The following is a 16,506-nucleotide window of genomic DNA, read 5'->3' on the forward strand; positions in this document are numbered from 1 at the left end:
TTTGGCTCTACTTTTAGACGTAATAGATTTATTAAAAAACGCTTGATTTGAGGGGTGAATCAGTTGACAGGTCAACTAGTTCAGTATGGACGACACCGCCAACGTAGAAGTTACGCACGAATCAGTGAAGTTTTAGAATTACCAAATCTCATTGAAATCCAAACCTCTTCTTATCAATGGTTTCTGGATGAGGGATTACGTGAAATGTTTCAGGATATTTCACCGATTGAGGATTTTACTGGTAACCTATCACTGGAATTTATTGATTACAGCCTTGGCGATCCAAAGTATTCTGTAGAAGAGTCTAAAGAACGGGACGTTACATATTCTGCTCCATTACGTGTAAAAGTACGTCTTGTAAACAAAGAAACTGGTGAAGTAAAAGACCAAGATGTATTTATGGGTGATTTCCCACTGATGACAGAAACAGGTACATTTGTCATTAATGGGGCAGAACGCGTTATTGTTTCACAATTAGTGCGTTCACCGAGTGTTTACTTTAGTGGGAAACTTGATAAAAATGGCAAAAAAGGTTTTACTGCAACAGTAATTCCGAACCGCGGCGCTTGGCTTGAATATGAAACAGATGCCAAAGATGTCGTATATGTGAGAATAGATCGTACTCGGAAACTGCCCGTTACGGTTCTTTTGCGTGCATTAGGCTTCGGCTCTGATCAAGAAATTATTGAATTGATCGGTGATAACGAGTACATCCGGAATACCCTTGAGAAGGATAACACAGAGGGTGTTGACAAAGCGCTATTAGAAATTTATGAGCGTCTTCGTCCAGGCGAACCACCAACAGTAGATAACGCAAAGAGTTTATTAGTGTCTCGCTTCTTTGACCCTAAGCGTTATGATCTGGCGAATGTCGGTCGTTATAAGATAAATAAAAAGCTTCATATTAAAAATCGTCTATTCAACCAGCGTTTAGCGGAATCACTTGCTGATCCGGAAACAGGAGAAATCATTGCTGAAAAGGGAACTCTCCTTGACAGGAGAAACCTCGACAGAATTATACCTGCCCTTGAAAAGAATATTAATTTCAGAGGCCACAATCCTGTTGGCGGTGTAGTAGAGGAAGAAATCATTCTTCAAGGTATTAAAATCTATGCGCCAGGCGATGAAAATGAAAAAGTAATTAATGTATTAGGTAATGCTTATGTAGCGGAGCCAATAAAAAATATTACACCGGCTGACATCATTGCATCGATTAGCTACTTCTTCAATTTATTACATGGAGTAGGCGATACAGATGATATCGACCATTTAGGTAACAGACGTCTTCGTTCTGTTGGTGAACTATTGCAGAACCAATTCCGGATTGGGTTATCCCGTATGGAACGTGTTGTCCGTGAAAGAATGTCTATTCAAGACACTGCAACCATTACACCACAGCAATTGATTAATATTCGTCCTGTTATTGCATCGATCAAAGAATTCTTCGGAAGCTCTCAGTTATCTCAGTTCATGGACCAAACCAATCCGCTTGCTGAGTTAACGCATAAGCGCCGTTTATCAGCACTAGGACCTGGTGGTTTAACACGTGAACGTGCAGGAATGGAAGTACGTGACGTACACTACTCCCACTATGGACGTATGTGTCCAATCGAAACGCCTGAAGGTCCAAACATTGGATTGATCAACTCGCTTTCATCTTATGCGAAGGTAAATCGTTTTGGATTTATTGAAACGCCATACCGTCGAGTGGATCCAGATACCGGTAAGGTTACCAGCCGCATCGATTATCTGACAGCCGATGAAGAGGATAACTATGTAGTTGCACAGGCGAACTCTCGTCTTGGTGATGACGGTGCCTTCCTTGATGAAGAGGTAGTGGCTCGTTTCCGTGGTGAAAACACAGTTGTTAAGCGTGAACGCATTGACTACATGGATGTATCACCGAAACAAGTAGTATCTGCAGCGACTGCGTGTATTCCGTTCCTTGAAAATGATGACTCAAACCGTGCCTTGATGGGTGCGAACATGCAGCGTCAAGCAGTGCCTTTAATGCAGCCAGAAGCGCCAAGAGTTGGTACTGGTATGGAATACGTATCAGGAAAAGACTCCGGTGCTGCTGTTATCTGTAAGGAAGATGGTATCGTTGAGCATGTTGAGGCTCGTGAAGTTTGGGTTCGTCAAGTAAAAGAAGTAGATGGCCAAGAAGTAAAAGGCGATCTTAGAAAATATCGTTTATTGAAATTTATCCGTTCTAACCAAGGTACTTGCTATAACCAACGTCCAATCGTGGCTGTTGGCAACCGCGTGAAAAAAGGCGAAATCTTAGCAGATGGTCCTTCTATGGAATTAGGAGAATTAGCGCTAGGACGAAACGTTCTCGTTGCCTTCATGACATGGGATGGTTATAACTATGAGGATGCCATCATTATGAGCGAACGTCTTGTAAAGGATGATGTCTATACTTCTATTCATATTGAAGAATATGAATCAGAATCTCGTGATACGAAACTTGGACCTGAGGAAATTACCCGTGATATACCAAACGTAGGGGAAGATGCTTTACGTAATTTGGATGAACGCGGAATTATTCGCACAGGTGCGGAAGTAAAAGACGGTGACCTTCTTGTAGGTAAAGTAACGCCAAAAGGTGTAACAGAACTAACGGCTGAAGAACGTCTTCTCCATGCTATTTTTGGTGAAAAAGCTCGTGAAGTTCGTGATACATCACTAAGAGTTCCACATGGCGGCGGCGGTATTGTACATGATGTTAAAGTCTTTAACCGTGAAGATGGCGATGAACTGCCACCTGGTGTAAATCAGCTTGTTCGTGTCTATATCGTTCAAAAACGGAAGATCCACCAAGGTGATAAAATGGCCGGTCGTCACGGTAACAAAGGGGTTATCTCCCGGATCTTACCGGAAGAAGATATGCCTTACTTACCAGACGGTACACCGGTAGATATCATGTTAAACCCATTAGGGGTACCATCACGTATGAATATCGGTCAGGTGCTTGAGCTCCATTTAGGTATGGCAGCGAGATACCTCAACATTCATGTGGCAACACCAGTATTTGACGGTGCGCGTGAAGAAGATGTTTGGGGTACGATTGAAGAAGCTGGTATGGCTCGAGATGCTAAAACTGTTCTATATGATGGCCGTTCTGGAGAACCATTTGATAACCGTGTTTCTGTCGGTGTCATGTATATGATTAAATTGGCGCACATGGTTGACGATAAACTCCATGCACGTTCTACAGGACCATATTCACTTGTTACACAGCAGCCACTTGGTGGTAAAGCTCAATTCGGCGGTCAGCGTTTTGGAGAGATGGAGGTTTGGGCGCTTGAAGCATACGGTGCAGCCTATACACTTCAAGAAATCCTAACAGTTAAATCCGACGACGTTGTTGGCCGTGTGAAAACATATGAAGCTATCGTAAAAGGCGAAAATGTTCCGGAACCAGGTGTTCCAGAATCATTCAAAGTATTAATTAAAGAACTTCAAAGCTTAGGTATGGATGTAAAAATCCTTTCAGGTGATGAAGAAGAAATAGAAATGCGCGATATGGACGATGAAGACGACTTACAGCAAGTTGACACATTAAACATCGCACCAGATGCACCAAGTTTTGAATCGGAAAAAGTTGGTTCAAAAGAGTAAACATTAATCCAAGGCTGCAGCGCACAACCTTTGTGTGCGCTGTAAGCTTTTCTTCTGGATATCGAAAGGGAGGTAGGCCCCTTGCTGGACGTTAATAATTTTGAGTATATGAAAATTGGTCTTGCTTCACCGGATAAAATCCGTTCATGGTCATTCGGAGAAGTGAAAAAGCCAGAAACCATTAACTATCGTACGTTAAAACCTGAGAAAGACGGCTTATTCTGTGAGCGAATCTTTGGTCCAACAAAGGACTGGGAATGTCATTGCGGAAAATATAAGCGTGTCCGTTACAAAGGTGTCGTTTGTGACCGCTGTGGTGTTGAAGTAACACGTGCAAAAGTACGTCGTGAACGTATGGGTCATATTGAATTAGCTGCACCTGTCTCACATATTTGGTACTTTAAAGGTATTCCAAGCCGTATGGGTCTTGTATTAGATATGTCCCCGCGTGCATTGGAGGAAGTGATTTATTTTGCTTCTTATGTTGTGACAGAGTCAGGTGATACGCCACTTGATAAAAAACATCTTTTATCTGAAAAAGAATATCGTGCCTATCGTGAAAAGTACGGAAACAAGTTCCAAGCTGCCATGGGGGCAGAAGCTATTAAAAAGCTTCTTTCTGACATTGATTTAAATAAAGAAGTAGACATCCTGAAGGAAGAGCTCAAAACAGCTCAAGGGCAGCGCCGTACTCGTGCGATTAAGCGCCTTGAAGTGCTAGAAGCCTTCCGTAACTCTGGAAATGAGCCATCATGGATGATTCTTGACGTACTTCCAGTAATCCCGCCTGAGCTTCGTCCAATGGTACAATTGGATGGCGGACGTTTTGCAACATCTGACTTAAACGATTTGTATCGTCGGGTTATTAACCGTAATAACCGCTTAAAGCGTTTATTAGATCTAGGTGCTCCTAGCATTATCGTTCAGAATGAAAAGCGTATGCTTCAAGAAGCAGTTGATGCTTTAATTGATAACGGCCGCCGCGGCCGACCAGTTACTGGTCCCGGTAATCGTCCGTTAAAGTCGCTTTCTCATATGCTTAAAGGTAAACAAGGTCGTTTCCGTCAAAACTTACTAGGTAAACGTGTTGACTATTCTGGTCGTTCCGTTATCGTTGTAGGTCCAAACCTAAAAATGTATCAATGCGGACTCCCTAAAGAAATGGCTCTTGAGCTATTCAAGCCATTTGTTATGAAGGAGCTTGTTGAAAAAGGCTTAGCACACAACATTAAATCTGCCAAACGTAAAATCGAACGAGTATCTCCAGACGTATGGGATGTACTTGAAGATGTTATTAAGGAGCATCCTGTTCTATTGAACCGTGCCCCTACATTGCATAGATTAGGTATCCAGGCATTTGAACCAACACTAGTAGAGGGCCGGGCAATCCGCCTGCATCCACTTGTATGTACCGCCTACAATGCGGACTTTGATGGTGACCAAATGGCTGTTCACGTACCATTATCATCTGAAGCGCAGGCAGAAGCTCGTCTATTAATGCTTGCTGCTCAAAATATCTTGAATCCTAAAGATGGAAAACCAGTTGTTACACCGTCACAGGACATGGTTTTAGGTAACTATTACTTAACCTTAGAGCGTGAAGGCACAATTGGCGAAGGTATGGTCTTCAAAGACACTAGTGAAGCGATCCTTGCTTATCAGAACGGTTATGTACATTTCCATACACGTGTTGCTGTTCATGCTGGCTCATTGGGAAATGAAACTTTTACAGAAGAACAAAATAATAAGTTATTAATTACGACTGTTGGTAAACTTATTTTTAATGAAATTCTACCAAAGTCATTCCCATATATTAACGAGCCTACTAGACATAATTTAGAGGTCGAAACACCTGCTAAGTATTTTGTTGAAAAAGGCGAAGACGTAAAAGCTAGAATTAAAGAAATGCCATTGATTGATCCGTTTAAAAAGAAAATTCTCGGAAATATCATTGCTGAGGTTTTCAAACGTTTCAAAATTACTGAAACATCAAAAATGCTTGACCGTATGAAGGATCTAGGCTTTAAGCATTCAACTAAGGCTGGTTTAACAGTTGGTGTGGCTGATATCGTCGTACTTCCTGAGAAACCGCAAATTCTTCATGAGGCACAGGAAAAAGTAGATAACGTAATGAAGCAATTCAGACGTGGTCTTATTACTGAGGATGAGCGTTATGACCGTGTCATTGCGATCTGGAGTGCTGCGAAAGACACTATTCAGGGTAAACTGATGAAGTCCTTGAATAAAACGAATCCGATCTTTATGATGAGTGATTCCGGTGCCCGTGGTAACGCCTCTAACTTTACGCAGCTTGCTGGGATGCGTGGTCTGATGGCCAACCCGGCAGGACGTATCATTGAGTTACCAATTAAATCAAGTTTCCGTGAAGGATTAACTGTATTAGAGTACTTTATCTCGACACACGGTGCCCGTAAAGGTCTTGCCGATACGGCTCTTAAAACAGCTGACTCTGGTTACTTAACACGTCGTTTAGTTGACGTTGCCCAAGATGTCATTGTTCGTGAGGACGATTGCGGTACTGACCGCGGCTTCTTAATCAGTGCCTTAAAAGATGGAACAGAAACCATCGAAGGTTTGGATGAACGTCTAATCGGCCGTTATGCTCGTACACCAATTAGACATCCAGAGACTAAAGAAGTTCTTGTACCTGAAAATGGCTTAATTACAGAGGATCTTGCAGAAGTGATTGTAAATGCAGGAATTGAAGAAGTAAAAATCAGATCTGCTTTTACATGTAATACTCGTCATGGTGTATGTAAGAAGTGTTATGGCCGCAACTTGGCAACAGGTCAAGAGGTTGAAGTCGGTGAAGCAGTTGGTATTATTGCTGCTCAGTCCATCGGTGAGCCAGGAACACAGTTAACTATGCGTACATTCCATACCGGTGGGGTTGCCGGAGACGATATTACCCAAGGTTTACCGCGTATCCAAGAGATTTTCGAGGCGCGTAACCCTAAAGGTCAAGCTGTTATCTCTGAAATTAGTGGTGTTGTAGTAGGGATAAATGAAGGCCGTGACCGCCAGCATGAGATCGTGGTCCAGGGCGAAGTTGAATCCCGTACGTATAATGCACCATATACAGCCCGTTTGAAGGTTGCAATCAATGATCAAGTTGAACGTGGTCAAGAACTAACAGAAGGTTCGATTGACCCGAAAGAATTAATCAAAGTAAAAGACGTTACTTCCGTACAAGAATACCTATTGCGTGAGGTTCAAAAAGTTTACCGTATGCAAGGGGTAGAAATTGGCGATAAACACGTCGAGGTAATGGTTCGTCAAATGCTGCGTAAAATCCGCGTCAGCGATGCAGGAGAAACAGATGTACTTCCAGGTACTCTTCTTGATATCCATCAATTTACTGATGCCAACGAGAAGGCGTTACTTGAAGGGAAACTTCCGGCAACCGGACGTCCTGTCTTACTTGGTATTACCAAAGCTTCACTCGAAACAGATTCATTCTTGTCTGCAGCGTCATTCCAAGAAACCACGAGAGTTCTTACTGATGCCGCGATCAAAGGAAAACGTGACGAGTTACTCGGCTTGAAGGAGAATGTTATCATTGGTAAACTGGTTCCTGCTGGTACAGGAATGCAGCGCTACCGTAAAGCAGAGCCAATCCTGCGTGATACAACTTCCGAAGAAACAGTTACAATTGACTAATTAACACAAAAATTGTCTAGCTACAGCGCCTAGGGGCTCGAGGTCATAAGCCAAGCCGTCGGAAAGGTTAAAAAGCGACCTTCCCGTCGGCTCGTCTTATGCCTGTTGCCCCTAGGAAAAAATGAACTACTTTTTTCCCTGATCAAGGCGCTTACGCTTTTCGATGTACCGCATTTTAAGGAAAGACTTTACAATTGATATTTGGAATAAATATTTAAAGCATTAGTTGACATCCATTTTATAAGATGTTACTATATCAAAGGTGCTCCTATTCAACGGATACTTTGGAGGATGTAATACATGTCTTATGAAAAAGTATTAAAAGCACACAAGATTGTTATAGGTACTAAACAGACAGTTAAAGCACTGAAAGATGGAAATGTTCAAGAACTTCTCGTTGCGAGCGACGCTGAACAAAGATTAACAGCAAATGTCGTTGAAGAAGCAAACTTGAAACGAATTCCAGTCCATTATGTAGACTCGATGAAAAAACTCGGAAAAGCATGTGGAATAGAAGTTGGTGCAGCAACTGTTGCTATTATCCGTTAAAAACTGTTTTTGTAGATAGTCAGTCTGCAAGAACTTTGTTTTTGCAAAAAAATGAACCACCTGGATGTGTGGGCTTACAAATAACGAAGGGAGGAATTATTCATGCCTACTATTAACCAATTAGTGCGCAAACCTCGTCAATCTAAAGAGGAAAAGTCAAAATCACCTGCGCTTAACAAAGGTTACAACAGCTTTAAGAAATCACAAACAGATGTATCTTCACCACAAAAACGCGGAGTATGTACTCGTGTTGGTACAATGACTCCAAAGAAACCAAACTCAGCGTTACGTAAATATGCTCGTGTACGTTTGACAAATGGTATCGAGGTGACTGCATACATTCCTGGTATCGGCCACAACCTTCAAGAGCACAGTGTTGTTCTTATCCGTGGAGGACGTGTAAAGGACTTACCGGGGGTACGTTATCACATCGTACGTGGAGCACTTGACACTGCTGGTGTAAATAACCGTATGCAAGGCCGTTCTAAATATGGTACTAAGAGACCAAAAGCAGCTAAGAAATAATCATACTAAATAGAAGCTTCTTTGAAAGGAGGAAACAAAATGCCACGTAAAGGTCCCGTAGCAAAAAGAGACGTGTTACCTGATCCGCTTTACAATTCAAAATTAGTTACTCGTCTTATCAATAAAATGATGATCGATGGTAAAAGAGGTAAATCTCAAGAAATTCTATATTCGGCGTTCAACACAATTCGCGAACGTTCTGGTAAAGAGCCAATGGAAGTATTTGAAGCAGCGATGAAAAACATCATGCCAGTACTTGAAGTTAGAGCTCGTCGTGTAGGTGGTGCGAACTACCAAGTACCAGTTGAGGTGCGTCCTGACCGTCGTACTACTTTAGGTCTTCGCTGGTTAGTAAACTATGCGCGTCTTCGCGGTGAAAAGACTATGGAAGAGCGTTTAGCTAACGAAATCATGGATGCAGCTAACAATACTGGTGCATCTGTTAAGAAACGTGAAGATACACACAAAATGGCAGAAGCAAACAAAGCGTTTGCTCACTATCGTTGGTAATTTAACCTTCATATAAAAAAACTTTCTACTAGGAAGGAGAAAGACCCAATGGCAAGAGAGTTCTCCTTAGAAAATACTCGTAATATCGGCATCATGGCTCACATCGATGCCGGTAAAACGACTACCACTGAGCGTGTCCTTTATTACACTGGTCGTATCCATAAGATTGGTGAAACACATGAAGGTGCTTCTCAGATGGACTGGATGGAACAAGAACAAGAACGCGGAATCACAATTACTTCCGCGGCAACAACAGCACAATGGAAAGGCCACCGTGTTAATATCATCGACACACCAGGACACGTAGACTTCACAGTTGAAGTTGAACGTTCACTTCGTGTACTTGATGGTGCGGTTGCCGTTCTAGATGCACAATCAGGTGTTGAACCACAAACTGAAACAGTTTGGCGTCAAGCTACAACTTATGGTGTTCCACGTGTTGTATTCGTAAACAAAATGGACAAAATCGGAGCTGACTTCCTATATTCTGTAGGGACAATTCATGACCGTCTACAAGCGAATGCACATCCAATTCAGCTGCCAATCGGTGCAGAAGATCAGTTTGAAGCTATCATTGACCTTGTGGAAATGAACGCAGTATTTTACGGAAATGACTTAGGAACTGATATTGAGGTTCGTGAAATTCCGGAAGAATACCGAGCTCAAGCTGAAGAATATCATGAAAAGCTTGTTGAAGCAGTTGCAGAATTAGATGAAGAGTTAATGGAAAAATACCTTGGTGGTGAAGAAATCACTAAAGAAGAGCTAAAAGCAGCTATTCGTAAAGGTACTGTTAACGTAGAATTCTATCCTGTAATCTGTGGATCAGCATTCAAAAATAAAGGTGTTCAATTAATGTTGGATGCAGTTATCGATTATCTTCCATCTCCACTAGATGTACCTTCTATCAAAGGTCATGCAGTTGATGATGAAGAAGAAGTTCTTGAGCGTCACTCAAGCGATGAAGAGCCGTTCTCAGCTCTAGCATTCAAAGTTATGACTGACCCTTATGTTGGTAAATTAACGTTCTTCCGCGTTTACTCTGGTACTTTAGAGTCTGGTTCATATGTTCAGAACTCAACTAAAGGCAAGCGTGAACGTATCGGACGTATCCTTCAGATGCACGCAAACAGCCGTCAAGAAATCTCTAAGGTTTTTGCCGGAGACATTGCTGCCGCTGTAGGTTTGAAAGATACAACAACTGGTGATACTCTATGTGATGAGAAAAATCTTGTTATCCTAGAGTCAATGCAATTCCCAGAGCCAGTAATTCAACTTTCTGTTGAACCTAAATCAAAAGCAGACCAAGATAAAATGACAACTGCTTTACAAAAACTTCAAGAAGAAGATCCAACTTTCCGTGCACATACAGATCAGGAAACTGGACAAGTCATCATTGCTGGTATGGGTGAGCTTCACCTTGACATCATTGTTGACCGTATGCGCCGTGAATTCAAAGTTGAAGCTAACGTAGGTGCTCCACAGGTTGCTTACCGTGAAACATTCCGTGCTTCTGCACAAGTTGAAGGTAAGTTTGCCCGCCAATCTGGTGGTCGTGGACAATACGGTCACGTTTGGATTGAATTCTCACCTAACGAAGAAGGTAAAGGATTCGAATTCGAAAACGGCATCGTCGGTGGTGTTGTTCCTCGTGAATACATCCCTGCAGTACAAGCTGGTCTTGAAGACGCTCTTGATCGTGGGGTACTTGCTGGTTACCCACTAGTTGATATCAAAGCAAGACTATTTGATGGATCATACCATGATGTTGACTCATCTGAAATGGCGTTCAAAATTGCTGCTTCTATGGCACTTAAGAATGCTGCTTCAAAATGTCAGCCAGTTATCCTTGAGCCAGTTATGAGAGTAGAAGTTGTTATCCCTGAAGATTACTTAGGTGATATCATGGGTCAAATCACTGCTCGTCGTGGCCGCGTTGAAGGTATGGAAGCTCGTGGTAATGCACAGGTAGTCCGTGCGATGGTTCCACTTTCAGAAATGTTTGGTTACGCAACAGCACTTCGTTCTAGTACACAAGGTCGTGGAGTATTCTCTATGCACTTTGACCACTATGAAGAAGTACCAAAATCAATTTCTGAAGAAATCATCAAAAAAAATAAAGGTGAATAATTGATTTTCACCTTTAGATAAAGTATAACTACTTATGTAAGTACGGAAACTGTTAAATTGGGATACCAATTTAATAGTTTCTGCCTAATAATATACTTAAAACCTTATAATCCAAAGGAGGATTTTCCAAATGGCAAAAGCTAAATTTGACCGTTCAAAGCCACACGTTAACATTGGTACAATCGGACACGTTGACCATGGTAAAACTACTTTAACAGCTGCAATCACTTCTGTTCTTGCAAAGCAAGGTAAAGCTGAAGCTCGTGCATACGATCAAATCGATGGTGCACCAGAAGAAAAAGAGCGTGGTATCACAATCTCAACTGCACACGTTGAGTATGAAACTGATAACCGTCACTATGCACACGTTGACTGCCCAGGACACGCTGACTATGTTAAAAACATGATCACTGGTGCTGCTCAAATGGACGGCGGTATCCTTGTAGTATCTGCTACTGATGGCCCTATGCCACAAACTCGTGAGCACATTCTTCTTTCTCGTCAGGTAGGCGTACCTTACCTTGTTGTATTCATGAACAAGTGTGATATGGTTGACGACGAAGAACTTCTTGAGTTAGTAGAAATGGAAATTCGTGACCTATTAACAGAATACGATTTCCCTGGCGATGACACTCCAGTTATCAAAGGTTCTGCTCTTAAAGCATTAGAAGGCGAAGCTGCATGGGAAGAAAAAGTTATTGAATTAATGGCTGCTGTTGACGAGTTCATCCCAACTCCAACTCGTGACACTGATAAGCCTTTCATGATGCCAGTTGAGGATGTATTCTCAATCACTGGTCGTGGAACAGTTGCTACAGGACGTGTTGAGCGTGGTGTAGTTAAAGTTGGTGACGTTGTTGAAATCGTTGGTTTCACTGAAGAGCCAAAATCTACTACTGTAACAGGTGTAGAAATGTTCCGTAAGCTTCTTGATTTCGCTGAAGCTGGTGACAATATCGGTGCCCTTCTTCGTGGTGTAGCACGTGAAGAAATCGAACGTGGACAAGTTTTGGCTAAGCCAAAATCAATCACTCCACACACAAAGTTCAAAGCACAAGTTTACGTTTTATCTAAAGAAGAAGGTGGACGTCATACTCCATTCTTCACAAACTATCGTCCACAATTCTATTTCCGTACTTCTGATATTACTGGTATTTGTAACCTACCAGAAGGTACTGAAATGGTAATGCCTGGTGACCATATCGAAATGACTGTTGAACTTATCGCTCCAGTTGCGATCGAAGAAGGAACTAAGTTCTCTATTCGTGAAGGCGGACGTACAGTTGGTTCAGGTTCAATCACAACAATTCAAGAGTAATAACTCTATAAAAAGCAGATGGGTGACGATCCATCTGCTTTTTTTATTTGTAGAATATTAGATATCCTTGATAATTTGCAGTAAAGAGAACATAATTTTGGGGTGAAATGCAAGATGGACTCAGAAGTCAGGCAGGTTCGGACAGGGGGCTGGCATAAAAGGATGTTGCTGTCTGAACGTGGGCTAGGTTCAGACAGGTAGCCGTTAAAAAAAGGATATGTGTCCGAAGGCGAGTCAGGTTCGGTCTGAAGGCCGACAAAAAGGAGAGATGGAGTCCGAAGGTGGATCAGGTTGGGACAGAGGGCCGACAAAAAAGAGAGAGAGAGTCCAAAGATGTTTCAAGTTTGGACAGGTAGTCATCAAAAAAGGAATATAATGTCAGAAGTTAGTTCAAGATCGGACAATGGATTACTCAAAAAATCAAAATAGTGTCCAAAGTCGTGCATGTATGTAAAAAGTACGTCCAAAAAGCCCAAAGATGTCCTATCCGTTCTTAGTTCGCTGATCCATACTGGACAAGAAAGGCCTCATCATTTAGTTAAAACAGAGAAAGATATCAAACATGAGCAATAAAATACCTGCAACCAATCACTCAAGCTTCCTCTACCAGCAATTACAATAAGTAAACCTTAAAACACCACTATAAATAATTCCGTGTTTCTTCTATTATATTAATTAGTCAATTAAGAATATATAATATCCACAACAAAGCACCATAATCAGTTAGATTTAGAATGTCACAACACAGCTTTTATATATCTAATTTACAAAACTAATTAGGAGATTTTTGGAGATTGAGATTAAGTGTTGAAAAAGTTAGATACAGCCGCTATAATAGGAAAAGTGTTCAAGACAGAAACATAAAGAAAAAAACATAATAAATTGTTGCGTTTGCTTTATGTTTTATGTATAATAGACAATGTTGGTCTTTGACTGCGATGATGTGGAAGGTTGCTGACACACCCGGCCGCTTTGCCATGGCGAGTGTGTGGGAAATTTTCACTGAGAACTGTCTATTTTGAAAATAGGCGAATAAAGGAGGGAAAATAATGGCAAAACAAAAAATTCGTATCCGTCTTAAAGCGTATGATCACAGAATCCTTGATCAATCAGCAGAGAAAATCGTTGAAACAGCAAAACGTTCTGGTGCGGCTGTATCTGGTCCAATTCCGTTACCAACTGAAAAGTCTGTTTACACAATTCTACGTGCGGTTCATAAATACAAAGATTCACGTGAGCAATTCGAAATGCGGACACATAAGCGTCTAATCGACATCGTTAACCCAACTCCACAAACAGTTGATGCGTTGATGCGTTTAGATTTACCATCTGGTGTAGATATCGAAATTAAACTTTAATCAAATAAACAATCAAAAATTTAGGAGGTGTGACTTACATGACCAAAGGAATCTTAGGAAGAAAAATTGGTATGACTCAAGTATTTGCAGAAAACGGAAACTTAATTCCAGTAACTGTTGTTGAAGTAGCTCCAAACGTTGTTCTTCAAAAGAAATCAGTTGATAGCGATGGATATGTTGCTGTTCAAGTTGGTTTTGAAGATAAACGTGAAAAGTTAGCTAACAAACCGGAAAAGGGACATGTTGCAAAGGCAAATACTGCTCCTAAGCGCTTCATTCGCGAATTCCGCGGAGACGACTTAGCTGCATATGAGGTTGGTCAAGAAGTCAAAGTTGATATTTTCGCTGCAGGCGATATCGTAGATGTAACAGGAATCTCAAAGGGTAAAGGTTTCCAAGGTGTTATCAAACGCCACGGACAATCACGCGGCCCAATGGCTCACGGTTCACGTTATCACCGTCGTCCTGGTTCAATGGGACCTGTTGCTCCAAACCGTGTATTCAAAGGTAAAAAGTTAGCAGGACGCATGGGCGGAGAACAAATTACTGTTCAAAATCTTGAGATCGTAAAAGTTGATACAGAGCGTAACTTACTTTTGATCAAAGGTAACGTACCAGGCGCGAAAAAAGCATTATTAAAAATCAAAGGTGCGGTTAAAGCATAAGACACTTTGTAAGAAAGGAGGAACAAAGGAATGCCTAAAGTAGCATTATTAAACCAAAGCGGTTCACAAGTTGGAGATATCGAACTTAATGATTCAGTATTTGGTATTGAGCCTAACCAACACGTATTATTTGAAGCAATTGTTATGCAAAGAGCTTCTTTACGTCAAGGAACTCATAAAACAAAAGTTCGTTCAGAAGTAGCAGGCGGAGGCCGTAAGCCATGGAGACAAAAAGGTACTGGCCGTGCTCGTCAAGGGTCTATCCGTTCACCACAATGGCGCGGAGGTGGTACTGTATTTGGTCCAACACCACGCAGCTACAGCTATAAATTACCTAAAAAGGTTCGTCGCTTAGCGATCAAATCTGCACTTTCAACAAAAGTGTTAGAGGAAAACATCTTAGTTCTTGAAAGCCTAGCTTTCGAAGCACCAAAAACTAAAGAATTCAAATCAGTATTAGGTGGCCTTTCTGTCGAGAAGAAAGCTCTAATCGTTACTGCCGACCTTGATGAAAACGTAGCATTATCTGCACGTAACATCCCTGGTGTAACAGTTGTAACAGCTGATGGAATCAATGTTTTAGACGTTGTTGGCCATGATAAATTAATCATGACTAAAGCAGCGGTTGAAAAAGTAGAGGAGGTGCTTGCATAATGGATGCACGCGATATCATTAAGCGCCCCGTTATCACTGAGCGGTCTACTGACCTAATGTCTGAAAAGAAATATACGTTTGAAGTTGATGTTAGAGCTAACAAAACACAAGTTAAAGATGCAATCGAAGAAATCTTTGGCGTAGATGTTGAGAAAGTTAACATCATGAACTATAAAGGTAAATTCAAGCGTATGGGTAAATTCGGCGGTTACACAAATAAACGCCGTAAAGCAATCGTTAAATTAACTACTGATAGCAAAGAAATCGAAATCTTTGAAGCATAAGAACCTATCAAGAAGAGGAGGGAAATTAAATGGCGATTAAAAAGTACAAACCTACCTCCAATGGTCGTCGCGGAATGACAGTTTCTGATTTCGCTGAAATCACAACTAGCACTCCAGAAAAATCTCTATTAGCTCCATTAAAGAGCAAGGGCGGCCGTAATAACCAAGGTAAGTTAACTGTTCGTCATCAAGGTGGCGGCCATAAGCGTCAATATCGTTTAATTGATTTTAAACGTAACAAAGATGGCATTCCAGGACGCGTTGCTACAATCGAGTATGATCCAAATCGTTCTGCGAATATCGCATTAATTAATTATGTTGATGGAGAAAAGCGTTATATCTTAGCTCCTAAAAACTTAGAAGTTGGTATGGAAGTAATGTCAGGTCCTGAGGCAGACATTAAAGTGGGTAACGCCCTTCCACTAGCTAACATTCCTGTTGGTACTGTAGTACACAACATCGAATTAAAACCAGGAAAAGGCGGCCAGTTAGTTCGTTCTGCTGGAACAAGCGCACAAGTACTTGGTAAAGAAGGAAAATACGTACTTGTACGTTTAACTTCTGGTGAAACTCGTATGATCCTTGCTGAGTGCCGTGCATCTATCGGTCAAGTAGGTAACGAGCAACACGAACTTATCAACATTGGTAAAGCAGGTCGTTCACGCTGGTTAGGCAAGCGTCCAACTGTACGTGGATCTGTTATGAACCCTAACGATCACCCACACGGTGGTGGTGAAGGACGTTCACCAATCGGACGTAAATCACCAATGTCTCCTTGGGGTAAACCAACTCTTGGATACAAAACACGTAAGAAGAAAAACAAATCAGATAAGTTTATCGTACGTCGTCGTAAAAAATAACGGGACTAAAGCTACGGTTCATAGCCGGACCGTAGAACAGTCACGAAGGGAGGTTCCTTCATGGGTCGCAGCTTGAAAAAAGGACCATTTGTTGATGATCATTTAATGGTTAAGGTCGAAAAGTTAAATGAAACTGAGAGTAAGCAAGTTATTAAAACTTGGTCTCGACGTTCTACGATTTTCCCACAATTTATCGGCCACACTATCGCAGTTTATGATGGTCGCAAACATGTGCCTGTTTATGTTACTGAAGACATGGTAGGACACAAGCTTGGAGAATTCGCTCCAACACGTGCTTACAAAGGCCATGGTAATGATGACAAGAAAACAAGACGTTAAGAGAGGAGG

13 protein-coding genes are annotated in these 16,506 nt (G+C 41.6%); all 13 read left to right on the forward strand.

Annotated elements, in window-relative coordinates:
* The first annotated feature begins 63 nt into the window (after window positions 1-63).
* Entirely contained in the window at window positions 64-3,624 is a 3,561-nt protein-coding gene (gene rpoB, locus V7266_RS01170; RefSeq protein ID WP_335465424.1) for a DNA-directed RNA polymerase subunit beta, read from the forward strand.
* A gap of 81 nt (window positions 3,625-3,705) precedes the next feature.
* On the forward strand, window positions 3,706-7,305 hold the full coding sequence (rpoC, locus tag V7266_RS01175; RefSeq protein WP_335465425.1) for a DNA-directed RNA polymerase subunit beta': 3,600 nt from the start codon (window positions 3,706-3,708) through the stop codon (window positions 7,303-7,305).
* A gap of 300 nt (window positions 7,306-7,605) precedes the next feature.
* Entirely contained in the window at window positions 7,606-7,854 is a 249-nt protein-coding gene (locus V7266_RS01180) for a 50S ribosomal protein L7ae-like protein (protein ID WP_335465426.1), read from the forward strand.
* Window positions 7,855-7,956: 102 nt separating this feature from the next.
* Window positions 7,957-8,379, forward strand: coding sequence for a 30S ribosomal protein S12 (gene rpsL / locus V7266_RS01185; RefSeq protein ID WP_101645931.1), 423 nt, complete (start codon window positions 7,957-7,959; stop codon window positions 8,377-8,379).
* A 39-nt stretch (window positions 8,380-8,418) separates the two neighbouring features.
* Window positions 8,419-8,889 carry a 30S ribosomal protein S7 gene (gene rpsG / locus V7266_RS01190; protein WP_213148274.1) on the forward strand — a complete coding sequence of 157 codons (471 nt, stop codon included), beginning with the start codon at window positions 8,419-8,421 and terminating at the stop codon, window positions 8,887-8,889.
* A 48-nt stretch (window positions 8,890-8,937) separates the two neighbouring features.
* Window positions 8,938-11,019: an elongation factor G gene (gene fusA / locus V7266_RS01195; protein WP_335465427.1), complete on the forward strand. Its 2,082-nt coding sequence runs from the start codon at window positions 8,938-8,940 to the stop codon at window positions 11,017-11,019.
* A gap of 130 nt (window positions 11,020-11,149) precedes the next feature.
* The gene (gene tuf, locus V7266_RS01200) at window positions 11,150-12,337 is read left to right on the forward strand and encodes an elongation factor Tu (protein WP_144568243.1); all 1,188 of its coding nucleotides are present in this window, start codon (window positions 11,150-11,152) and stop codon (window positions 12,335-12,337) included.
* Window positions 12,338-13,386: 1,049 nt separating this feature from the next.
* Complete coding sequence (gene rpsJ / locus V7266_RS01205) at window positions 13,387-13,695, forward strand: 30S ribosomal protein S10 (protein ID WP_007085291.1); 309 nt, start codon at window positions 13,387-13,389, stop codon at window positions 13,693-13,695.
* A gap of 38 nt (window positions 13,696-13,733) precedes the next feature.
* Entirely contained in the window at window positions 13,734-14,360 is a 627-nt protein-coding gene (gene rplC / locus V7266_RS01210) for a 50S ribosomal protein L3 (RefSeq protein WP_335465428.1), read from the forward strand.
* A 30-nt stretch (window positions 14,361-14,390) separates the two neighbouring features.
* Entirely contained in the window at window positions 14,391-15,014 is a 624-nt protein-coding gene (rplD, locus tag V7266_RS01215; RefSeq protein ID WP_335465429.1) for a 50S ribosomal protein L4, read from the forward strand.
* Window positions 15,014-15,298 (forward strand): 50S ribosomal protein L23, encoded by a 285-nt coding sequence (rplW, locus tag V7266_RS01220; protein ID WP_335465430.1) that lies wholly within the window; start codon window positions 15,014-15,016, stop codon window positions 15,296-15,298. The genes rplD and rplW overlap by 1 nt, the downstream gene beginning before the upstream one ends.
* A gap of 29 nt (window positions 15,299-15,327) precedes the next feature.
* Entirely contained in the window at window positions 15,328-16,158 is an 831-nt protein-coding gene (rplB, locus tag V7266_RS01225; protein ID WP_098533215.1) for a 50S ribosomal protein L2, read from the forward strand.
* Window positions 16,159-16,218: 60 nt separating this feature from the next.
* Complete coding sequence (gene rpsS, locus V7266_RS01230; protein WP_026565526.1) at window positions 16,219-16,497, forward strand: 30S ribosomal protein S19; 279 nt, start codon at window positions 16,219-16,221, stop codon at window positions 16,495-16,497.
* Window positions 16,498-16,506 lie beyond the last annotated feature (9 nt).

Origin of the sequence: Neobacillus drentensis (genome assembly GCF_036965645.1) — a bacterium.
GTDB lineage: Bacteria > Bacillota > Bacilli > Bacillales > Cytobacillaceae > Neobacillus > Neobacillus drentensis_D.